At 35.4% G+C, this 22,622-nt stretch carries 20 protein-coding genes and 1 other RNA gene; 8 read left to right on the forward strand and 13 right to left on the reverse strand.

Annotation, left to right across the window (positions count from 1 at the left end; genetic code table 11):
- Positions 1 to 200 precede the first annotated feature (200 nt).
- Both ACFQO1_RS11465 and ACFQO1_RS11470 read right to left on the reverse strand, forming a co-directional pair.
- A complete protein-coding gene (locus tag ACFQO1_RS11465) occupies positions 201 to 2,696 on the reverse strand; it encodes an ABC transporter permease (protein ID WP_380218443.1) in 2,496 nt (831 codons plus the stop codon).
- Positions 2,697 to 2,743: 47 nt separating this feature from the next.
- Positions 2,744 to 3,433, reverse strand: a complete 690-nt coding sequence (locus tag ACFQO1_RS11470) for an ABC transporter ATP-binding protein (protein WP_380218265.1) — start codon at positions 3,431 to 3,433, stop codon at positions 2,744 to 2,746.
- A 23-nt stretch (positions 3,434 to 3,456) separates the two neighbouring features.
- Between ACFQO1_RS11470 and ACFQO1_RS11475 the strand changes: the two genes are divergently transcribed.
- Positions 3,457 to 4,203 (forward strand): arylesterase, encoded by a 747-nt coding sequence (locus ACFQO1_RS11475; RefSeq protein WP_380218267.1) that lies wholly within the window; start codon positions 3,457 to 3,459, stop codon positions 4,201 to 4,203.
- 43 nt (positions 4,204 to 4,246) lie between these two features.
- Here ACFQO1_RS11475 and ACFQO1_RS11480 read toward each other — a convergent pair whose 3' ends face one another.
- Positions 4,247 to 4,576 carry a GIY-YIG nuclease family protein gene (locus ACFQO1_RS11480; RefSeq protein WP_380218269.1) on the reverse strand — a complete coding sequence of 110 codons (330 nt, stop codon included), beginning with the start codon at positions 4,574 to 4,576 and terminating at the stop codon, positions 4,247 to 4,249.
- 190 nt (positions 4,577 to 4,766) lie between these two features.
- Positions 4,767 to 5,166, reverse strand: a transfer-messenger RNA (tmRNA) gene (gene ssrA / locus ACFQO1_RS11485).
- Between the two features lie 307 nt (positions 5,167 to 5,473).
- Here ssrA and ACFQO1_RS11490 point away from each other — a divergent pair.
- Together ACFQO1_RS11490 and ACFQO1_RS11495 are read left to right on the forward strand one after the other, a co-directional pair.
- A complete protein-coding gene (locus tag ACFQO1_RS11490; protein ID WP_380218271.1) occupies positions 5,474 to 6,691 on the forward strand; it encodes an NAD(P)-dependent oxidoreductase in 1,218 nt (405 codons plus the stop codon).
- A 184-nt stretch (positions 6,692 to 6,875) separates the two neighbouring features.
- Entirely contained in the window at positions 6,876 to 7,499 is a 624-nt protein-coding gene (locus ACFQO1_RS11495; protein ID WP_380218273.1) for a hypothetical protein, read from the forward strand.
- A 318-nt stretch (positions 7,500 to 7,817) separates the two neighbouring features.
- Here the strand turns inward: ACFQO1_RS11495 and ACFQO1_RS11500 are convergent, their stop codons facing one another.
- From ACFQO1_RS11500 to ACFQO1_RS11530, 7 genes are all read right to left on the reverse strand, one after another.
- Positions 7,818 to 10,013 carry a response regulator gene (locus ACFQO1_RS11500; protein WP_380218275.1) on the reverse strand — a complete coding sequence of 732 codons (2,196 nt, stop codon included), beginning with the start codon at positions 10,011 to 10,013 and terminating at the stop codon, positions 7,818 to 7,820.
- Between the two features lie 149 nt (positions 10,014 to 10,162).
- Positions 10,163 to 10,807 (reverse strand): DUF1361 domain-containing protein, encoded by a 645-nt coding sequence (locus tag ACFQO1_RS11505; protein ID WP_380218277.1) that lies wholly within the window; start codon positions 10,805 to 10,807, stop codon positions 10,163 to 10,165.
- Complete coding sequence (locus ACFQO1_RS11510; RefSeq protein WP_380218280.1) at positions 10,804 to 11,154, reverse strand: ribosomal maturation YjgA family protein; 351 nt, start codon at positions 11,152 to 11,154, stop codon at positions 10,804 to 10,806. Before ACFQO1_RS11510 ends, ACFQO1_RS11505 begins: the two co-directional genes overlap by 4 nt.
- A 3-nt stretch (positions 11,155 to 11,157) precedes the next feature.
- Positions 11,158 to 11,673, reverse strand: coding sequence for a hypothetical protein (locus ACFQO1_RS11515; RefSeq protein WP_380218281.1), 516 nt, complete (start codon positions 11,671 to 11,673; stop codon positions 11,158 to 11,160).
- A gap of 42 nt (positions 11,674 to 11,715) precedes the next feature.
- On the reverse strand, positions 11,716 to 12,009 hold the full coding sequence (locus ACFQO1_RS11520; protein ID WP_380218282.1) for a winged helix-turn-helix domain-containing protein: 294 nt from the start codon (positions 12,007 to 12,009) through the stop codon (positions 11,716 to 11,718).
- Entirely contained in the window at positions 12,009 to 12,617 is a 609-nt protein-coding gene (locus ACFQO1_RS11525; RefSeq protein WP_380218283.1) for a hypothetical protein, read from the reverse strand. Before ACFQO1_RS11525 ends, ACFQO1_RS11520 begins: the two co-directional genes overlap by 1 nt.
- A gap of 80 nt (positions 12,618 to 12,697) precedes the next feature.
- The gene (locus ACFQO1_RS11530) at positions 12,698 to 14,971 is read right to left on the reverse strand and encodes an FG-GAP-like repeat-containing protein (RefSeq protein WP_380218284.1); all 2,274 of its coding nucleotides are present in this window, start codon (positions 14,969 to 14,971) and stop codon (positions 12,698 to 12,700) included.
- 81 nt (positions 14,972 to 15,052) lie between these two features.
- On the opposite strand from ACFQO1_RS11530, the gene ACFQO1_RS11535 reads away from it, so the two are divergent.
- Positions 15,053 to 15,415, forward strand: a complete 363-nt coding sequence (locus tag ACFQO1_RS11535) for a DUF1801 domain-containing protein (RefSeq protein WP_380218285.1) — start codon at positions 15,053 to 15,055, stop codon at positions 15,413 to 15,415.
- Here ACFQO1_RS11535 and kdsA read toward each other — a convergent pair.
- On the reverse strand, positions 15,402 to 16,220 hold the full coding sequence (kdsA, locus tag ACFQO1_RS11540) for a 3-deoxy-8-phosphooctulonate synthase (protein ID WP_380218286.1): 819 nt from the start codon (positions 16,218 to 16,220) through the stop codon (positions 15,402 to 15,404). The two genes, ACFQO1_RS11535 and kdsA, sit on opposite strands and share 14 nt — an antisense overlap.
- Positions 16,221 to 16,346: 126 nt before the next feature.
- Between kdsA and ACFQO1_RS11545 the strand changes: the two genes are divergently transcribed.
- Both ACFQO1_RS11545 and typA read left to right on the forward strand, forming a co-directional pair.
- A complete protein-coding gene (locus ACFQO1_RS11545) occupies positions 16,347 to 17,078 on the forward strand; it encodes a hypothetical protein (protein WP_380218287.1) in 732 nt (243 codons plus the stop codon).
- Positions 17,079 to 17,232: 154 nt separating this feature from the next.
- Entirely contained in the window at positions 17,233 to 19,029 is a 1,797-nt protein-coding gene (gene typA / locus ACFQO1_RS11550; protein ID WP_380218288.1) for a translational GTPase TypA, read from the forward strand.
- Positions 19,030 to 19,124: 95 nt separating this feature from the next.
- On the opposite strand, the gene ACFQO1_RS11555 is transcribed toward typA, so the two are convergent.
- Positions 19,125 to 20,438: a hypothetical protein gene (locus ACFQO1_RS11555; protein ID WP_380218289.1), complete on the reverse strand. Its 1,314-nt coding sequence runs from the start codon at positions 20,436 to 20,438 to the stop codon at positions 19,125 to 19,127.
- Positions 20,439 to 20,512: 74 nt separating this feature from the next.
- On the opposite strand from ACFQO1_RS11555, the gene ACFQO1_RS11560 reads away from it, so the two are divergent.
- On the forward strand, positions 20,513 to 21,514 hold the full coding sequence (locus ACFQO1_RS11560) for a GNAT family N-acetyltransferase (RefSeq protein WP_380218290.1): 1,002 nt from the start codon (positions 20,513 to 20,515) through the stop codon (positions 21,512 to 21,514).
- On the forward strand, positions 21,511 to 22,611 hold the full coding sequence (locus ACFQO1_RS11565) for a DegT/DnrJ/EryC1/StrS family aminotransferase (protein WP_380218291.1): 1,101 nt from the start codon (positions 21,511 to 21,513) through the stop codon (positions 22,609 to 22,611). The genes ACFQO1_RS11560 and ACFQO1_RS11565 overlap by 4 nt, the downstream gene beginning before the upstream one ends.
- Positions 22,612 to 22,622 lie beyond the last annotated feature (11 nt).

Below are 22,622 nucleotides of genomic sequence, written 5' to 3' on the forward strand. Positions count from 1 at the left end.
AGGAATTTAATCTAAAAGCAGTAGTTTTTTTATATCTACTTATTCACAATTCTTAGAGAATCAGCAAGGCATAAGGGTATGGATGCAAGTATAAACTACTTTTATAAAAGAACTACATTGTTTAACTTTTCTATACAGTAACTTGTTGGTAGCCAACAATAAAATGGTTTTCCTTTTTTAATTATAAGTGAGCTTACTTACTACGCTTCCTTACGAAGTACTTCCAAAGGTGAACTTCGTAAGACAGTCTGGATATTACTTAAGCCAATGAGCAGGACAAGTATTGTAATTCCTGGTAAAAACACGACAAATGGAAGGTAGGAAGGAACAAAAGCTACATCAAATACAAATAAGGCAAGGCAAAGACTGCCCAGCACTGCTAGCACAATACCCACCAGGCTACCAATAAACCCTAAGTAAATATATTCTAAAGCAGCAATCTTTAAAATTTGTTTGTTGTTGGCACCCAAAGTGCGAAGCAAGACACTTTCTTTTATACGTTGGTATTTGCTGGTGCGTACCGAACCAATTAATACAATTAGACCCGTAAGGATGCTAAAAAATGCCATAAAGTTAATAACCCAAGAAACCTGATCTAAGATTTCCTCCACCAGCGTAAATACCTGTCGCAAATCAATAATGGTCACATTCGGAAAGTTGGCAACCAGATCCTGTTGCAAGTCGGCTGATTCTTGTTCGTTAGGAACATAGGTGGAGAAAACATAAAACTGGGGCGCTTTTTCAAGCACGCCTACTGGGAAAACAATGCTAAAATTAAGTTGCATTTGTGCCCAATCTACCTGGCGTATGCTTCCTACGATAGTTTCCAGTAATACCCCTTGCACATTAAACACAACGGGATCGCCTAGTTTCAGTTTTGCATCTTCAGCAAGATTTTCTGAAATTGAAATCGGTACCACATCCCCTGGATTGGTTTGAGAAGTCCAAGTACCCACGACCAAAGTTTCAGTAGGAATTAGTGAATCCCGATAGGTGGTTCTAAATTCATGATTTAAAATCCAACCGCGAATCGCTCTTGTGGTATCTTGGCGTATGTCATTGACCAACCTTCCGTTAAGGCTATGCATACGCATGGTGACTAACGGAATGCTACTTGCAAGTGGCAGTTTCTTGGTGGATATAGTGTTAGTTACCGAGTCGCGCTGTTGGGGCTGTACATCTAGAATAATCATATTGGCAGATGTATCAGCCTGCCCCATCTCTGCTTTAGCCAGCAACATATCTTTGGTAAAATATAGAGTGCTTATTAAAAATGTTCCCAACCCTATAGCAACTACAAGTACGATGGTTTGATTGTTAGGTCTAAAAAGATTGAGCAGACTTTGGCGTGCTTCAAAACTCCATCCCTTCGGAAAGTACCGCTTTACCATGGAGATAAAAAAGATGGCAACAGCTGCCAATACAGTAAAAGTAACTAAGGTTCCGCCTATAAAATACAGCGCATACAACGCATCTCCAATAAGCCAGAAAGAGAACAGAAATAGAAAAAGTACTATAGTACCATATACTACTATCTGAACTTTTTGTGGAGGGGTTGCCTGATTTTCATCTACCCGCAAAACCTCTAAAGGAGATATATACCAGGTTCGTAACAAAGGAAGCAATGCAAATAATACTGCCATACATAATCCAAGTACGATACCAATTATAATTGGCTGGGCACTGATGGTGATGGTTAGGGAAAAAGGTAAAAATTCTTCCAGCAGGTAAGGGAACAATTGCTGAATGCCCACACCAATGAACGATCCACTAAGCCCTCCTAAAACTCCAATACCAGCAATTTGTATGAGGAATACTAAAAAACTCTGAAGTTTGGTAGCACCCATACATTTTAAGATGGCAATTGCTCTAAGTTTTTCTTTGATGTAGATATGCACAGAACTAGCAATTCCAATACAACCTAGCAGCAGAGCGATAAACGCAGCTAAGTTTAAGAATTTACCTACGTTGTCATACCGTCGGCCCAGACGTCGGGTGGTGCTGGTATGGGTGTCCAGATCAGCATTTTCTAGATCCAGCGTAGGTTCAAGTTGATCTTCAAGTCGGTTTAGGTTGACCGTGTCAGACACTTTAAAGAAATACTGGTATTCTTTTCGGCTTCCAAATTGTATCAGATTAGTAGCGTCTATGTATCGATACGGAATGACCACAGGTGGCGCTACCGAAGTGGATAGGGCAGAGCTACCCGGAATTGACGTTAAAGCACCTGCTATGGGCAGCGTGACATCACCAATTTTTATAGAATCGCCGGGCTTTACATCAAACTGAAGCATCAATGTCGCATCTACCAATGCACCGCCAGTCGTTTGATAGCTGGTTGCTACAGCAGCAGGTTGGGTGTCCAGACTTCCGTAAAAAGGGAAGTCTCCTTCTAGCCCGCGAACTTTTACGAGTTTAGTGCCTCCTTGCTTCGGAAAGGCAATCATCGATACAAAATTGACTTCAAAAGCATCCGGAGCCAATGAGTCAATGATCGCCTGAGTTCGTTCGGTAGGGAGTTGATCTGAATCAATTATAAAATCGGCACCCATCAGCGATTTTGATTGACGCTGAATATTGTCTTTTAAATTAGTGCTGAATAATTGGATAGCAACAACGGCTCCAATCCCAAGAATAATGGAAGCCATAAAAAGCAGCAAACGCACCTTACTGGCTTTGGCATCACGCCACGCCATTTTAAATAACCACGCAACTGATAGGTTTTTATTGGGAGTAGCTATCTTCACAATACTAAAGTAGCTTGATTACTAACTATTTTTCCGCCTTTTAGCTTTACTATTTGCTGAGTACGGTTGGCTAATTCCATATCGTGAGTTATAATGACCAGCGTAGTACCGCTTTCTTTATTAAGGTCTAATAATAACTGAATAACCTTCTCGCCAGTTTCGGCATCTAGATTTCCTGTTGGTTCATCTGCAAATAAGATGGAAGGGGTATTTGCAAAGGCACGAGCTAACGCCACCCGTTGCTGTTCACCTCCCGATAATTGCGAGGGATAGTGGTGCACACGATCTGCCAAGCCCACTTTTTCTAGAAGCTCCCTGCTTTTTTTTATAGCTGTTGTATCCCCTTGTAACTCTAAAGGGACACTCACATTTTCAAGTGCTGTGAGTGTGGGTAACAACTGAAAATTCTGAAATATAAATCCCACTTCTTTATTTCGTAACAGCGCACGTTGGTCTTCCTCCAGACTATTTAAATCATGACCACATAAATGTACGGTCCCAGCATTAGGAGATTCTAAACCAGCGCAAAGTCCCAAAAGAGTTGTTTTACCACTTCCTGAAGGTCCTACAATAGAAAAGGTCTGTCCGCTATCCACTTCAAAAGTGATGTCTTGCAGTACTGTAAGTTGCCTGTCACCACTAGTATATGTTTTTTCCAAACCGGTAATCTTTAATATCTTTGACATGGTTTTAATTTAAATACCCACAAATGTTGAAGACGCATAATACACAATTCCCTTTTAAATTACCAATGTCATGGGTGCTGAAACTCTTAAAGTTTAGTTATTTTTTTATGGCAATAGTGTTGCTTTCTTGTGGCGATGTAAAAAAAGAAGTTACCAATGAAGATCTAAATACTACAGAGCAGTCTGAAGAAACTTCAGCCACAATTGCTGCCACAAAAAACATCTTATTTTTTGGAGATAGTATTACTGCTGGATATGGACTGGATGATAGCGATGATGCATTTCCAGGAGTTATACAGCAAAAAATAGATTCGTTAGATTTAAAATATACCGTGATCAATTCTGGTGTAAGTGGTGAAACCACAGCAGGCGGTAGAAGTAGGATTGATTGGGTAATCAATCAAGAGGTGGCCATTTTTGTATTAGAACTAGGTGCCAATGATGGACTGCGTGGCGTTCCCTTGTCTGAAACGAAGTCAAACCTTCAGGCAATCATCGATGTGGTAAGAGCACAAAGTCCGGATACCCAAATTATTCTTGCGGGGATGGAACTACCTCCTAATATGGGGCAGGAGTATACGAGTGGTTTCAGACAACTCTATGCGGATTTGGCAGAAAAAAATAACCTGGCATTTATTCCTTTTATCCTGAAAGATATTGGCGGAGTTGCTGCCTTAAATCAGGCAGATGGCATACATCCAACCATCGAAGGTCATAAAATAGTGGCGAACACACTGTGGGAAACGTTAAGGCCATTGCTTAATAGATAATAATGGAGTTTGCCCGTACTTCCTCTGGGATGTTGGCTGAATGTCATATAAATCTTTTGTTCATAAAAGCTCTGCCAGAACCAGATTTAAGATATTTTTCAAAGTTGTAAGCTTTATATTTATCATTAAAATTTATATATGTAATCAATTGTATAGGAGTTCTATATTTAGTTGAAATAACATATCCATTCCGATGACTTTTTAATCTTTCTTCAAGATTTGAAGTACACCTCACATAATAACTTTCATCATTACATTTAATAATGTATACAGTCCATAAACCCATTATTTGAGAATAAATAGTGGACTGCGTCCACCGAAGCTCGCAGTAAATATAATTAATAGAGATATAATAAAAAACTCGCCTACACATTGTAAAAAGAGCAAAGTTTCGGCGAGCGAAGGTGGAGCCGGAGGGATTACTAAAATATGATCACTAGTAGCTTCAGTCCTGAAAATACAACTGCAAGTGCTTGCAGCACTAATGACTAAAAACAACAAAACCCAAACAAGCAAGCTTGATGGGTTTATTATGTTTTCATTCACAACGCAGTTGTGAGTGATCGTGGAGCCGGAGGGATTCGAACCCTCGTCCAAACGTGCAATAGCACCGCTTTCTACATGTTTAGTTTCTGTTTAGGTTTTCGTGAGATTGCCGGTCAAAAACTACCAACGCACTCCTTATCTTCACTTTGAGTTTCGCAAGTGTGTCAAAGCCCCACACAAGCTAGGTTTACTTTTACGAAGCCACTAAATCAAAAACCGTAAACCAAGGTGTTTGAGTGACTTCCTGCATGCTCGTCTTACGAGCCGAGGCACATCTTACTATAATTCAGATTATGCTGCTAGGGCGTAGTTATTCTCGCCGTTTAAAAAGTGTGAAAAATGAGATTTAAGAGCTGTTTCCCAGCGCTCTACATGCTTACTATACCATTAGACCCGCTGTCAAAACCAGTCGGCCCCATTTTTAGTTATCAGTATTCAGTAATCAGGTCTCAGTAATTTATACGAGTACTGCCTAATGAATATGACACCTTGGATTTTTCAAAGATCCTTATGGCGTGCCCCTCTTGATCCTTCGACAAGCTCAGGATGACATTCGGGTCGGGCTTTCGGTCGTACACGGTACGGTACCTCTATCCCTCACGCGGTCGTTCTTACGCACCCTTTTCAGAAAAAATAAACCAAACAGGACTTGCAAAAACAGATATCAAAGATAACCAAAAATAGTATCTTCGTACCCTTATAGAAATCACAAAATCCATACCAGATGCCTGTAACCTTTGCTATCATCAAAGAATGTAAAAATCCGCCAGACCGCCGCGTTGTATTTTCTCCACAAAAGTGTCAAGAAATGAAACGTCAGTTCCCAGAAGCACAGATCGTTGTAGAAGCTAGCGACATTCGAGTTTTTTCAAATGAAGCCTATTCCGCTGCGGGAATTTCGGTACAGGACGATGTGTCAGCCGCAGATGTCATGCTGGGAGTGAAAGAAGTGCCGGTCGATGCATTAATTCCAAATAAAAAATACTTTTTTTTCAGCCATACCATCAAAAAACAACCCTATAACCGGAACCTTCTTAAAGCCGTTTTAGATAAAAAAATAGAGTTGTACGATCATGAGACTATAGTGCAGGAAAATGGAGCACGACTCATAGGATTTGGTAGGTATGCCGGATTGGTAGGAGCCTATAATGGATTTAGAGCTTTAGGGCTGCGCGACAATTTGTTTAGCTTACCTAAAGTAGAATCACTTGCAGATCTGGATGGCGTAAAAGCCGAACTGGATAAAATCACGCTTCCCCCTATTAAAATATGCCTTTCCGGAACAGGAAAAGTTGCCTTAGGCGCTAAAGAGATCTTGGATCATTTAGGAATTAAAGAAGTAAGTGATACGGTTTATCTTACTTCAGATTTTTCTGAACCTGTCTACTGTCTTATTGATGTCATGGAATATAACAAACGCAGCGATGGGAAGGCGGGCGATAAATACGAATTTTATACCGATCCTTCAGGATACGAAAGTAACTTTATGCCCTATGCAAAAACAACCGACTATTTTATAGCTGGCCATTTTTACGGGGACGGCGCACCGTATCTTTTCAGCAGAGAAGATGCCAAACATCCAGATTTTAAAATAAACCTTATTGCAGATATCTCATGCGATATTGATGGACCTGTAGCAAGTACGATTAGGCCTTCTACGATTGCAGCTCCATTTTATGGCTACGATCCAGCCACAGAGAAAGAAGTGCCTTTTAATGCACCCAATGCAATTACCGTTATGGCAGTAGATAATCTTCCCTGCGAATTACCCAAAGATGCCAGTGAAGGATTTGGTGATATGTTTTTAGACCATGTCATTCCTGCATTTTTTAATAACGATAGGGAAGGGATATTACATCGCGCCCGAATGACCACGAAAGAAGGTACGCTTACCAAACGATTTAGTTATTTACAGCAATATGTTGATGGGGAAGATCTTTAAAAAAATTGCAAAAGTAAGAGAAGAACGATTTATTGAATTTATATACTAAGAATTTCAATAGTTTAACAATATTCAATAGGACACTAACATAATTCATAAAAAAATATTAAAAATAAGAATTTTCTTACCTAATTATTTTTTTTTGTCGATAATCGGTTTATTTTTGAAGACTAACAAAATCACAATGAAAAAAATTACGCCCCTAATTTTCCTTTTATTGATTTCATTTTATGCCACTTCTCAAGTAGGTATTAATACTGTTGAACCCACAGCTGATTTGGATATAAACGGCACTTTGCGTGTTAGGAAAATGACAACTTCTCCAGAAAGATCTCTAGAAGCAACTTCTATTATTGGAGTAGATGCTAGTGGTAACTTGGTAGAAGTTACCCTAGATGAGAACTTATATCTTGAAAATAATGTAATTAAATATAATCATAGGCAGGAGGAGATATACAACAGACCAGACGCTGTATCCAATATTCTTCATGATGCTGTAGATATTATATGGCCAGGTGGTACAGGAAACGGAAGACCTACCGTTAGGATTACTAATACTAATGGAGATTTAGAAATAACAGGAATTGATATGTCTGGTTTTGCCTCTCCCATGGATGCAGACGGGTATACTGTGACCTTGTATTCTGTTAGTGGTGAATTAAGATTAAAAAGTGAAGATAGTAACTCTCAAACGGTAAATCAGTTTTTGTTAGCAGATGGGAATGATGTTAATTTAAAACGATACGAGATGGTTAAAATAATGTATGACGGTCAACTTGAAAGGTGGTTAGTCGTAAGTAGACATTAATTCTAAAAAGAAGAAAAACTCAATAATTTAATTATTGAGTTTTTTTTAGATTCAGCCTATAGCATTTTGCTGCGGTCTGCTTTACTACTTTTATGTGATTATAATCAATGAAAATTAGATTGATAACCACTTATGACATACTATTTATCAATTCGTTTATTATAGCTAATTTTCTCTCAAGCAATTTGTTATCATTTTATAGTTGACAAAACTATAGGTCTATGAGCAGCAATTTTTATACTAATAAAGCATAGTATATATCAATTACACAATATATCATTCATAAATATATATAAATGACAAAACTTTGACTGTAATTTAATGAGTTAACTTTAAATTGTTGAGTACTGTTTTAAGAAAATCATTATTAGAATAGGGTTTTATAATAATATCGTTCATTAAATTAAATGAATTTTCTCCCATCACTTTTTCTTTCTCAACAGCTGTAAGGGCAACTATTGGAATATGCTTATTAAAGGATCTAATAATTTCAGCAGCTTCAAAACCATTCATTTCTGGCATATTAATATCCATTAAAATAAAATCTAATTTCTCATTTCTTGTAATTTCTATTGCTTCTTCACCACTCTTAGCAATCAAACAATTAGCCCCATACCTTTCGACAAATTTTTTAGTAACTAATTGATTGATCTTATTATCATCAACCACTAAGATGGTAAGGCCTTGAAATGTTGTTTCATCAAATGAAAGCACATCAGAATTTTTATTAGTTCCTTCTTCAATCCCGAAGGATAATGAAAATGACACGGTTGTTCCTAATCCTATTTCACTTTCCAATTCTAAGGATGAATTTTGTTGTTCTAATAGTTTTTTTACGATTGGGAGGCCAAGTCCAGCTCCCATAAAGTTTTGCCTATTTACTGATGGAGAATACGTTTCAAATATGTTTGAGATTGTGTGTTTATCCATACCGCGTCCAGTATCCTTTATTTTAAAACTAATTTCAATTTTTTCTGAATTTCTTGAAATTTCATTTAATTGTATCCATATCTTACCATCATTTGTAAATTTTGATGCATTCCCGACCAGATTAATAAGTATTTGAGATAATTTTACTTCATCACCTCTAATTATATTAGGAATTGAATTGTCTATAGATACGTCATATACATTAGGATGATCTTCGCTTAGGTATTTAGACGTTTCAACCACATTGTAAACCAGAGATCGAATATCAAAATTTGACACTTTGAGTGTGTCTAAGCCGTTATTTTCTAAATGATTAAAATGTAAAATATTATTGACCAGCGATAAAAGATAGTCTGCAGAAAATTTTAGTGATTTCAGATTTTCTCTTTCAGATTTAAATGTATCTTTTTCCAAAAGCAAATTTGAGATGCCAATGATGCCATACATGGGGGTCCTTAACTCATGAGTAATGTTTGAAAATAGTTTATTTCTAGCTTTGTAAAGTCTTTCTGAACGTTCTTTTTCTTCAAGATATTGCTTATTTTTTAGTAAAAGGTTGGACAATAATCGCCTTCTTTTTATATATGCATACAGCATAAAGCCAAAGAATAATAATAAAATAAACGACGCAATTTTAACCCAGAAAAATGTAGTTTCTTGTCTTGCTTGTTCTTCTTTGAGTTCACTCAATAATTTTTCCTCCTGTAATTCGGTTTTAACTTCTTCTAATTTAAATCGGGTAGTAACGGTTTGAACCGCTTCAATTTTATCTTCTTTATATTTTTCTAATTCAAATTTATCTAGCTGTGCTTGTAAATTAAATGCTTTTCTATAATCATTTTGCAATGCAGCATTCTCAACAGCATAATTAAACACATCGATAATTCCGTCTAGGTAATTTATTTTTTCAAAAATTTTTAAACTTGAATTAAAATATTCTTCTGCTTCTTTATAATTTCCTTGTTGTGTAAGCAAACGCGCTTTGTTTAATGCAGTACTTCCTAAATATCCTTCAAAAATGTTTTTGGTGTCAAGAAATTTTTCTGTCTCTTTCACATAGATGGAAGCAAGCTGGGTTTCCTCTAAATCCAAGTATAGTTCAGATATATTTGAATTTAGCAGCAGCAAATTGTTTGTACTATTTATTTTTTTAGCAAGGGGTATCGATTTTTTGTAAAGAGCGATTGCTTTTCTCTTAGAGGATTGTTCCTCTCTTAGCGCATAAAAGTTTGCAAAATCAATTTCTGAAATCAATTGCCCTATAGTATCATTTTGTTCGATCGATTTTTCTACAGAACGTTTAAAAACTTGTTTTGCATGTAACGAGTCTTCAATTTCTAAATACGCATTTCCAATAAAACTTGATATTGCTGCATATTTTTTATAATAGTTTTCATTTTCTGATAACTGCAGTGCTAATTCGCCAAACTCAATCGTTTTGTCATAGTTTCGTTTAAAGAATTGTTGTGTAATAAAGTCTGAAAGGGTGTCAACTCTGTGCTTTGTTAAGGTATCTGCCAAAACACGACTTTCTTCTTGTGAAAAAGAAAGAGGCATAGCAAGTAAAGCTATCACTACGAGCATGTAATAACGAAGGGGCATATAACAAATATACTAGGTTCAACTAACACTTTTACGATTAAAAGTATCTTTTTACGGTCAAAAAACCAAAATATTGGTTAAAAATAATTATAATGTAGGACTATACTTACAATAATTGATGCTTTATGTTATTACTTTATTTTTGGCTTAGAAACTATAGTTAGGAATACACCAAATCCTACTGTTATAGTCCACGCCGCCCAATGTTCAATAGGGTGAATGATGCAATGTATAATTTCTGAAAGTAACAAAACTGGATTGTTAAGTAAGTCCCACGAATTAAATCGTAGCACTCTGCCTAAATAGATTCCAAAACCACATAGAAAAGGAGTTATAATGAAGAGAAAAGTTACTATTCTTTCTGAAAGAAATTTGGAAACGAGTTCTTTCATATCTCGAACCGTCATAAAGTAACAATATAGTCCGCTAAGCGCAAATAAACCAATAACAAGAATATCTAGAAGTATAAGAAGTCCTTCACTTAACTGAAGGTGGATAAGGTCTGTGACAATGTAAGGTGCATTAGGCAAAAACAGCAACCAGATAAAAAACCAAAAACCGAGTTTCCCTCCTGAAAGCTTTGTGGTGTTTTTTAAATAAAATGTAATAGCAAACGGAATGAATGCTAAAAATAAATTCCAGACCAAAAATAACAAAAAGAATGAGTGCGTCAATTTAAGGCGTATCATGAGTAAAAAAAGGCTAAGCGTTGTTATACCTAGAATTGTAAAAAGGGTTTTAAAATGATTGAAAACCAACGTTTTTATGTGTGTCATTTTTTAAAATTTTCTATAGTAAACACTCCTATACCGCCAATGAAGTAAGCAAGCAGGTCCTTTGGGTCAAAAGTGGTTCCTATAATGATGTTTATTATGTTGTTGTTGATTTCTAAAGTTTCAGAAATTGGAAATAGTTGTAAAAATTCTATGCTAAAGGCTATCAATAGTACAATTACTAGCGTTTTTAAGGTCGAAAACTTTGTGAGAAGTTTCAGAAAATAATAGAGTAATGGGATCACAAGAACATCACCTATAAAACCTCTCACAAATTTGTGAAAATGAAAGAGGGCGATGGCAATTTCAGCAATGAGTAGTAGAACAAATAGGATGAGGTTTCTTTTCAAGGGTTAAATTTTATGGGTTGAATATTGATGTTGAATTTTTTGTAATTGTTCTGAAAGCGCAACTGAAAAAATAGACTTTCGAAAATTGCCGTAATCCCACGAAAGCACCTTTTTATACTCGTAATGATGAAAAGAGTTGCTTGCTTTCCCAATGCTGAAAGCTTTACGGTAGTACGAAAGATAGTCGGGTAGCAGTAGCGTTCCTAAGAGGAGTACCCCTAGCAAATACGGAGTGCGTTTCCCATTTCCGAAGCAGAGATATTGTAATGCAATTTCATCTTCTACAGAGGTGCTAAAACCCGTGAGTAAATGATAAGCATCGTGTCGTTCTACTTTAGGGATTAACTCAAATCCTTGGGAATCAAGAAACTTTCCTAGGGCATATCCAACTGTATTTTTTGGCATTTGTAATAGCTGCTGCCTAGAAATATTCCACGGACGCTTTCTTTTAAAACGTAGGTAGAATTTTTGGGTGATCTCAAAAAGCCACTGAATAAATTGTTTGCGTTGCTGTGTCATAAAGTACTTTGTATTTCAAAGTGTATTAATAAAAAAATAGTTTTATTTTTTTCGTATTAAATTTTCTAATGCTTCAATATGTCTTTTAAATGCTGCTCTCCCTAGTTTTGTAGCACTATAGCTGGTATTAGGTTTTCGGTCTATGAATTTTTTTTCGACCAAAATGTATTCTTCTTTTTCTAATGCTTTGATATGACTGGCCAGGTTTCCATCGGTAACATCCAATAACTCTTTCAGTCTTGTAAAATCTGCATCGTCGTTGACCATAAGGATTGACATGATTCCAAGGCGTATGCGATGGTCAAATAGTTTATTTATGTTATCAATAATTCCCACTACTGTTTCTTTTCCTGTACATAGATAAGACTTCCGTAGATAATATGCATCACACCGAAGCCTAAATTCCAAAGCCAGAATCCGTATCCTGGAAACAACGCACAAATAAGTCCTAAAATGATTTCAGTAACTCCTAAATAGCGAACATTACTAATGGTATATTTTGAAGCATTGATAAGAGCGAGGCCATAAAAAATAAGCATTAACGCACCGGTTTGTCCGTATTTCTGCTGATTAAGAATGATAAGTATATAGATACCTCCTGCCACTAATGGAATTAAAAAGTTTAATATCAATCTTCGGGAAGCTGTATCCCATACTTTTTCTCCATTCTTTTTTGCCTTTTTTGTTGTCAAGTATATGGCTGTGATAATACTAAAGAAAGCGATGAGAAATAAATCCAATAAGATTAAACGAAACACGTATCCGTCAAGAATTAGATATTCTTGGCCAGAATTGGCTACCAACCAATACGCGACAGCACCTCCAATCAACGCGTAAATTCCCGCCATAATGCCAGATAGGCCGCTAAGCGAGATAAAACGGGAAGAGCGACTCATCAAATTTTTGATTTCGCTAATGTCTTTTAAATATTCTTTTTCGCTCATAATAAAAGTACTTTGAAAAACAAAGTAAGCTTATTTAAGTGAGAAATAAAATAGGAACGTGTTAATTTTTTTTTAAATAATCAATGATTATGGTTCGAAGTATGTACCATTTTATTGAAGTAAAAAGGGGTCAGTTTTAAAACTTCATAGGTGATTTCACCTTCTGTAATATTTAAAAGTAGATTTTCTTTAAGTTCGATAGCACCATAGGATACATAATTTTTACTACCATTTGGCCATTTTATAGCTATATTTTTTATTTGAGTTGCATCTCCAAGACCAATTTCTGCTTGTAAACTATTTGACCCAAAACTTCCTCCTGAACTTACAGTATTGTAGATATCTCTAGTTGTTCCGTTTATAGAAACTATTGTTAATTTTATTTTTGCTCCAATAGCAGATCGATTTGATGTTGTTCCTTTTAAACGTAATGTTATTGATTTGTTTCTATTGCCTGGATTTTCAAACAGTGCATTCTGAAATATATCTCCTGAAACACTCCCACCCATCACAGTGTATATATCTTGATCACCATCATTATCTAAATCTGCAAATGCTACACCATGACCTTTCTGTATGTGACCAAAATTCCCTGCATAGGTGATATCCTGAAAGATTTTTCCATCTGCATTCCTAAACATTCTATTGGGCACGATAGAACGAAAATCTGGAGCCCCCGTTCCTAAATAAAAATCTAGGTTTCCATCATTATCAATATCACCATAATTACAACCCATGGTTGGTAAAACGTGATCTAGGCTTACTTGTTTAGTTACATTGCTATACGTGCCATCTTTATTATTTTTATACATCCTTGGAAAATCTGATTGAACAGGTTTATTAAGATAATCTCTTGCTACTTGACCACCTTGGTCTCTGAACATTTCTGTATCATAACTTGAAACGAATAAATCATCCCAGCCGTCATTATCGAAATCAAAAAACCATGTCGGAAAGCTCTGAATTGGTTCTTCAACATTTGCGGCTGAAGCAATCTCTTCAAATTGCCATTGCCCTTTAATTAAACCATTATTAAGGTACAGAAGGTTTTCATCATCTAAAATTGAAATATATAAATCTGGAAGTCCGTCGTTATTTATATCTCCTGTAGACACACCCTTTACATATTTTGTAATATTTAAACCTAATTGTGGTGCAATATCTGTAAAAGTTCCATTTTTGTTATTTAAAAATAATTGTGAAGAATTTTTTTCTTGAGGCGTATGGGTTTCATTTCCTACAAATAAATCAAGCCACCCATCTACATTAAAATCAAACCAAACTGCAGCTTGTGTTGGAGATTCTGTGTATAAGTTGGAAGATATAGTAACATCTGTAAAGGTTCCATTCCCATTATTTTTTAATAAAGAGTTAGGTAATTGCCCAAGCATTTTATATCCACTCCAGGCTCCTCTAATTATATACAGGTCAAGAAACCCATCATTGTTATAGTCTGCCTGAATTACATTTAGACCTCCTGTAACGTCTTCAAGACCACTTTCAACTGTTTTATCTTTAAAATTTCCTGCTCCATCATTTTCAAAATAATGTGTATCTCCTTTTAAATCCCAGGATGTCGCAATAATATCAATATAGCCATCATTATTAAAATCATCTGTTACTGCGCCCCCAGCTAAATTATTAACATCTACTCCTAAATTCATTGAAATATTTTCAAAAAGATCTATACCTTCATATTCGGGAGTAAAAACGCTGGGATCAATAAGTAAATTTTTAGGAACACCCTCTGGATATTCTCCAAGAGTCATATACGCTAGATTTAACAACCATTTACTTTGATAATCTTCTGGAAATACTTCTAAAATATTTTTATATATGTTAATTGCATTTTCTGAACCCGATTTATTGATATGTACTCCTTTTCCTTTAATAGGAAATAAACACGATTCTGTTGAATGATTTTCGATACAGTTAGTCTGTTCGCCAAGCCTCATATATGCAATAGCTAAAAAGTCATGTAATGTTTTGGTATTGGAATTAATTTTTTTATTCTGAGGCAATAGTTCTAATATCTCTTCTAACACATTTATTGCTTCTTGAGTTTTCCCAGCCTGTAATAAAACTTGTCCATACTCTACATATAATGTTGGAGATAGCTTGTTTATGGCTTTTGATTGATTGACTTCAGCTTCAATTAGCTTTAGTTTTTCAGAAATTTCATACGGATGGTGCCTAAAATTTACTGAACTAATAATTCTTTTAATACTATCATTAATTTGAAGCGTTTCTTTTAAATAAGATTGTGATAATTCTGGTGAAGGTTCTGAAGTATTCTTACCTTCCTTACAGGCGAGCGTAGAGATTAATAAAATAAAAAAAGCTATATTTCTCATTATTTTCTAATTATTTCTTTTTACAAAGAAACAGGCAAAAGTTTGTTTATAAAAGTTTATTGGAAATTTAATTTTTAATCAATGAAACCTGCGGAAGAATATATTCTTAAACAACCAGAGCCTTTTAAATCGATGTTATTGGAAGTTCAAGTAATTATTGAATCGACGCTTCCAGATCCTGAGTTACTTTATAAATGGAGCTTACCTATTTATTATAGTAAGGGTTGTCCCATTTGTTATCTCAATGTGACTAAAGGATATTTGGATGTCTGCTTCTGGGCACGAAAAAATTTTAATATCCACATGGACCTACTTATATCTGAAAACCGAAAATTTGTAAAATCATTACGGTATTACAAACCCGAGGATATCGATGCACAGATACTTATTGAGTGTCTTGAAGAAGCCAATAGAACTAAAACCAAGGGTTTTACAGCTGGTTGATTGTTTTTCGAATAGCAACTAAATCTGTTAATAGTTTTTCAAGCTTGCTTAAATCGAGCATATTGGCGCCATCGCTTTTTGCATTGGCTGGATCGAAGTGAGTTTCAATAAATAACCCATCGGCTCCCGCAGCAATTCCCGCACGTGCAATGGTGCTTATCATTTCTGGACGACCTCCAGTAACTCCAACTGTTTGGTTGGGTTGTTGTAAACTATGGGTTACGTCCAGAACGACTGGCGCATATTCTTTCATGGTTGGAATCCCTCTAAAATCAACAATCATATCCTGATATCCAAACATGGTTCCACGGTCTGTGATCATTACCTGATCATTGTTACAATCTGTTACTTTAGTTACGGCGTGCTTCATACTTTCAGGACTCATAAATTGTCCTTTTTTAAGGTTTACCACTTTGCCTGTTTGGGCTGCAGCAACTACTAAATCTGTTTGACGTACTAAAAAAGCGGGTATCTGCAAAATGTCTACATATTCTGCCGCTAAGGCAGCATCACTTACTTCATGTATATCTGTAACCGTAGGTACATGAAACGTTTCAGAAACTTTCCGAAGAATTTTTAACGCCTTTTCATCTCCAATTCCAGTAAAACTATCAATCCTACTTCGATTCGCTTTTTTAAAGCTTCCTTTAAATACATAAGGAATCTTTAGCGTGTCTGTTATTTTAATAACTTTTTCAGCAATACGCATTGCCATCTCTTCTCCTTCTATGGCACAGGGTCCTGCTAGTAAAAAAAAAGTATTAGAATCTGTATATTTTAATTGTGGAACTTTATGAAATTGCATGGTATTTTTTTTCAAAAATAAGGATAATGGAAAACCAAAGCCTGCTTTTTTTCGTAATTAAAATTGATTTGTAGGAAAAAACCTATATATTTATCAGTATCAATCAACTAAATAACTTAACTTAAGATGGGGACTCGAGTTACAAGAAATGTATTTTCATTATTAAACATAGCAATACTTTTAATCATAATCAATGTAGTAGTTATCTACGCATTAGATATCATATTTAGTAGATGGATTCGCGTCATCTCAATGCTTATATTTTTAACGCTATTATTATTTAAAAGGAATTTTACAAATAATTTTATCTCTATTGCGCTTTTTTTCTTGTTGTTACGAGATATTTGTATCATAAATTATGAAGTTCCAATTTTTAGAACCATTTCATTTTTTGGAACGATTGGGGCCTATTTAGTGATTACCTATTTTATTCTACGAAGACTTAAATTATTTGTGTTTAGCCCCAAAATTATTCTTTTTACGATTGGGCTTGTTGCGTTAAATATTTTTAATGTGTACTATCTTTCAGATATTGTCATACCCGTATTGGATAATAGCCTTCAACTTATTCTGTTCTTTTTACAAAGTGCGATCATCTTATTTATGGCACTTTTTGCCTATACCTATTTTGAAACCTACTCTGGTAAACGCCCGTTGTTTTATCTGTATTTTGTTTTTGCCTTTATTCTTTCAGATCTTGCTGGACTGGCAGCTTACTTTTTTGGCCTTGAAGAAGCCTATTACTTTGAACGAATTTTCTATTTAGCAGGTGTTGGCTTGCTAGTGTACTTTGTAGCAAACTTTGCTCAGGTAGAGGAACATCCTTCAGAATTGGTCACAGAAAAAATTCTTTTATAGGAACATTTATGTCCATTTAATATTATTAATAAATTGGACATTATATCCATTAATTAGCAGTACTTTTGCACCGCTGAAAAGACAGGTGGTTTTTCCTCTTAGTTTTTCTACAATTATATTAATTTAAAAGTTACCCACTTTCGTGGGCACAAGGATGGAAATTAAAAACATCGCAATTATTGCACACGTTGATCACGGAAAGACTACCCTGGTTGATAAAATCATGCACCACTGTAGCTTGTTCCGTGAAAACGAAAAAACAGGAGAATTAATTCTTGATAATAATGATCTTGAACGAGAACGTGGAATTACAATTACTTCCAAAAATGTTTCGGTAGTTTACAAAAACACAAAAATCAATATTATTGATACTCCTGGTCACGCCGACTTTGGAGGAGAAGTTGAGCGTGTGTTAAATATGGCAGATGGCGTACTATTATTAGTGGATGCTTTTGAAGGACCCATGCCTCAAACACGTTTTGTATTACAAAAAGCTATTAACCTTGGGTTAAAGCCATGTGTGGTTGTAAACAAAGTAGATAAAGAAAACTGTACACCAGATGAGGTACATGAAGCTGTTTTTGATTTGATGTTTGAATTAGGAGCTGAAGAATGGCAATTGGATTTTCCTACCGTATATGGTAGTGCCAAAAACAATTGGATGAGTGATGACTGGAAAAACGAAACAGACAATATTGAGCCTTTATTAGATATGGTGCTGGAACATATTCCCTCTCCAAAATTTGAAGAAGGAACGCCTCAATTATTAATTACTTCCTTAGACTTTTCTTCCTTTACAGGACGAATCGCTATAGGTCGCCTACAGCGAGGAACCCTTCGTGAAAACATGCCAGTATCTCTTGTAAAAAGAAATGGAAATATTGTAAAAACAAAAATTAAAGAATTGCACACTTTTGAAGGTCTTGGACGTATTAAAGTCCCAGAGGTTCAAGCAGGTGATATTTGTGCGTTGGTAGGTCTTGAAGGGTTTGAAATTGGGGACACGGTTGCCGACCTTGAAAACCCAGAGGGACTTAAAACTATTGCGATCGACGAGCCAACTATGAGTATGTTGTTTACAATTAACGATTCTCCTTTCTTCGGAAAGGACGGAAAATTTGTAACATCACGTCATATTAAGGAGCGGTTAGAGCGTGAACTTGAAAAGAACCTTGCGCTGAGAGTCCAGGAAACAGACAGTGCAGATAAGTTCATGGTATTTGGTCGTGGGGTATTACACCTTTCGGTATTAATTGAGACGATGCGACGTGAAGGCTACGAACTTCAAATTGGACAGCCACAAGTAATTATCAAAGAGATTGACGGTGTTAAATGTGAGCCGGTTGAAGAAATGACCATTGACCTTCCTGAGCATGTAAGTGGCACTGCCATTAATATGGTAACCATTAGAAAAGGAGAGATGTTGAGCATGGAAGCAAAAGGAGATCGAATGATCTGCAAATTCAACATTCCATCGCGAGGAATTATTGGAATGAGAAATCAGTTATTGACCGCTACGGCTGGAGAAGCTATTATGACGCACCGTTTTCTAGAATACCAACCTTTACGTGGTGGGATTCCTGAGCGTCAGAATGGAAGTTTAGTATCTATGGAAAACGGTTCTGCGATACCCTATTCTATCGATAAATTACAAGACAGAGGCCGTTTCTTTGTGAATCCGAATGAAGATATTTACGAAGGTCAAGTCATTGGTGAAAATACACGTCAGGATGATATGACCGTGAATATTACCAAGACTAAAAAACTTTCAAACGTACGTTCTTCGGGTGCAGATGATAAGGCACGTATTATTCCGGCAATCAAATTCTCTTTAGAAGAGGCGTTGGAATACATTCAAAAAGATGAATATGTAGAGGTAACTCCTAATCATTTGCGATTACGTAAAATCTATTTGAAAGAAGTAGATAGAAAGAGAAACAAAATAGTATAAGTTATTTATATTTTTTACACACTAAAAGACTGGAACCATGTTTCGGTCTTTTTTTTGCTGAAGCAAATTCGGAATAAAGAGAACTGTGCTTTTAATTATACTACTGTGCCTTGTTGCGACTTTTTAATATCTAACTTTTCGGAAAACTGCTGAAGCAAAATAAAAACTACTAAAAAAATTACCCAATCATTATAGAATGTAAATCGTTTTATAGTGTACATTCCAATAGCAACTATAGCTACATTCGCAAGAAGTAATGTCATTACGAAGGTGAGTATTTTTGAGATACTATTAGAGCGTTTATAGACCATTACCAGACTAAAGCCTAAAATAAGTACATACAAGAGTGTCGTTCTCGCAGTCCCAAACCCAAGTATGTAATTTTGAATATATACTTTACACCACTTCTTAAAATTATCTGTAATTAAAGGGAGTGCCATCTCCTTTGTTATATTTTCTACCGCTATAAATCTTTTCAGTTCTGGTTCATTAGCAGCTACAATCATCTTTCCTTCTTCATATATAGTTCTATTGGCAATCTTTGTAAAATTTTCTCTATAATAAGCGCTCGATTCTAAGGCATTTTCTTTAGAGAGATGATTTATATTAAGTTCTTTTTCAGCTAGTGAAGCATATAGGGTAGAAAAAAATAGTTTTTCTCGTTCAGAAGTAAACAAAGAACGATCTTCTTCATCTGCAACAAACATAGCAGGAGCTACTAAATGAATACCAGTCCAGGGTGTTGAAATAAATACTCCATGCTGTAATTTGTGATAGGTTTTATCTGCCAGTTGTGTTATAAATGGTAATAGTATAAGTAGCGAAATTGGAAGGATCCATTTTTTTATTTTTTTTTCTGAAAACCCTAGATAAAAACATACTATACTTGCGATTGGCACTAAAAATAAAAATTGGGTTCTTGTTAAAAGCAGGATGAATAAAAAGAGTATACCTTGCCACAAATATTTCTTCTTGTAAAATGCAATCAACAATAAAAACCTTGAAACAACAACCAAATATAATGGATACGCTAATGCTTCAGAAAGAAATCTATTTGCTATGGTATGATTATAAACATAAGGTGAAACAACAATGATAGTGAGCAGAAGGTAGCAGAACCAATGAAGTTGGACTACCTTTCTTATCACATTCATAAAAACATGAATGGCTAGTAAACCTAGTATTACCTGAAAAAAAGCAGTAACAGTATTAAAGTTGGTGCTAGAGAGCCCTTCTGTAAAGTTTAAGAATAAAGGATAGATTGGCGACCGGATGATATCCTGATCAATATACCCTGGGCTATCGGTAAAGAGTACTACATTTCTCGACATAACCACTATAAAAACGATGACAAATAGGAGGTAGTCAAATAATTTTGCTCTTTTGGGAGTTATATAGTCAACGATCATTTATAGCGTATAATTTAGCTTTAAAAGTAAAATAAATTTTAGTTTTACATTCGTATAACCAACCAGAATTCTTTTTGAAAACGAATACCACAAAAAGCAGCAGTACATTTCACGTCAAAAGATACCAACCCGAACTTAAAGCGGAGTGGAATGCTTTTATAACAAAGGGAAAGAATGCGACCTTTTTATTTCACCGTGATTTCATGGACTATCACAGTGATAGGTTTTCAGATTTTTCTCTAATGATTTTTAAAGACGATGCGTTATACGCCGTCCTGCCTGCTAATGTGCGTGATACTAAGCTTTTTTCTCATCAGGGATTGACTTATGGCTCTTTTGTACTTCAAGACAGTAGTAAACTGTTGTATGCTTTTGAAGCGTATAAAGCCATGCTTACTTTTTTAGCTTCGGAAGGGATTGAAGAACTAGAAATAAGGGTCATTCCAACGTTCTATAACAGGATGCCGGCAGATGAGTTGGAGTATTTTTTATTTAAATCTGAAGCTAAACTTACTAAAAAAGAGGTGCTTATGGTTATTGATTACAACCATAAATTACGTTTTCAGAAAAACCGAAGGGAAGGTATTAACAAGGCTGTTCGAAATGGGTTAGTATTAAAAGTAGATACTAATTTTGAAGGATTTTGGAATGAGGTCTTAATTCCGAACCTTGCTAAAAAACACAATGTGAAACCTGTTCACTCTTTGGACGAAATTAAACTTTTGGCCGCTCGCTTCCCTGAAAATATTAAACAGGTGACCATCTATAAAGACAATAAAGTAGTTGCCGGAACTACTGTTTTTTTAACTGAAACCACCATTCACCCTCAATATGTTTCAGGGAATGAAGATAAAAACAGTTACGGGAGTTTAGATCTTGCGTATGATTTTATCATCAACTCGTTATGTGATGATAAGCGCTATTTCGACTTCAACATTTCTTCCGAAGAAAATGGAAAAATTCTCAATAAAGGACTTATTTTCTGGAAAGAAAGCTGTGGTGCGCGCAGCCATATTGCAAATACGTATCTTGTAAAAACGAATGCTTATAAAAATTTAGAGATCCCATTAAAATGATTCCTTTCTTAAACTTACAAAAAATAAACGCTCGTTTTGAAGATGAGTTTCAGGAGCAATTCAAAGAATTTCTAGACTCGGGACATTTTATACTTGGAGATCAGGTTGAAGCTTTTGAGAAAGAATTTGCAGCCTATTGTGGTACAAAGCATTGCATTGGTGTAGGGAATGGTCTGGATGCACTTCGTTTAATTTTGGAAGGTTATAAAATACAGGGAAAATTAAAGGCAGAAGATGAAATATTGGTCGCTTCAAATACCTTTATTGCGACCATCCTAGCGATCAAACAGGCTAGTTTAATACCCGTACTTGTTGAAGTAAATGCAAAATCTTACAATTTTGATCTGAAAGCTTTAGAAGAAGCGATTACATCAAAAACTAAAGCAATTATGCCTGTGCACTTATATGGGCAGTTGTCTCCTATGAAAGAAATTAATGAATTGGCTTCAGATCACGATTTGTTAGTTATAGAAGATGCCGCACAAGCTCACGGAGCAAAAAATAAAAAGAACATTAGGGCAGGAAACTTAGGACATGCTGCAGGATTTAGCTTTTACCCTGCAAAGAATCTGGGCGCTTTGGGAGATGGAGGGGCGGTTACTACCAATGATGATGAGTTGGCTTCAGTGGTACGTAAACTTAGAAATTATGGAACATCTACAAAATATGTAAATGAGTATCTAGGTTTTAATTCAAGGCTTGATGAGGTACAGGCCCTGTTCTTACGAATTAAATTACCTTCTTTAGACACCGATAATCATTTACGAAGAGGAGTAGCTAACAGATATTTTAATAAAATCAAGAATGAAAAAATAACCTTACCATTTTATAAGGATGAACATAGTCATGTGTTTCATTTGTTTGTGGTAAGAGTAAAGGATCGCGATGATTTTGTAAGCTATTTGAAGAAAAAACATATTGCAACTCTAGTTCATTACCCGATTCCACCTCATAAGCAGGAAGCCTTGAAAGAACTTAATAAATTACATTTTCCTGCTTCAGAGATTCTTCATAAAGAAGTTGTAAGTATTCCAATTAGTCCGGTGATTGAGTATGACGCTGTTTCAGAAATAATAGAAGCTTTAAATAACTACTAACTTACATTTTC

The organism is Jejudonia soesokkakensis (assembly GCF_042664795.1).
Taxonomy (GTDB): domain Bacteria; phylum Bacteroidota; class Bacteroidia; order Flavobacteriales; family Flavobacteriaceae; genus Jejudonia; species Jejudonia soesokkakensis.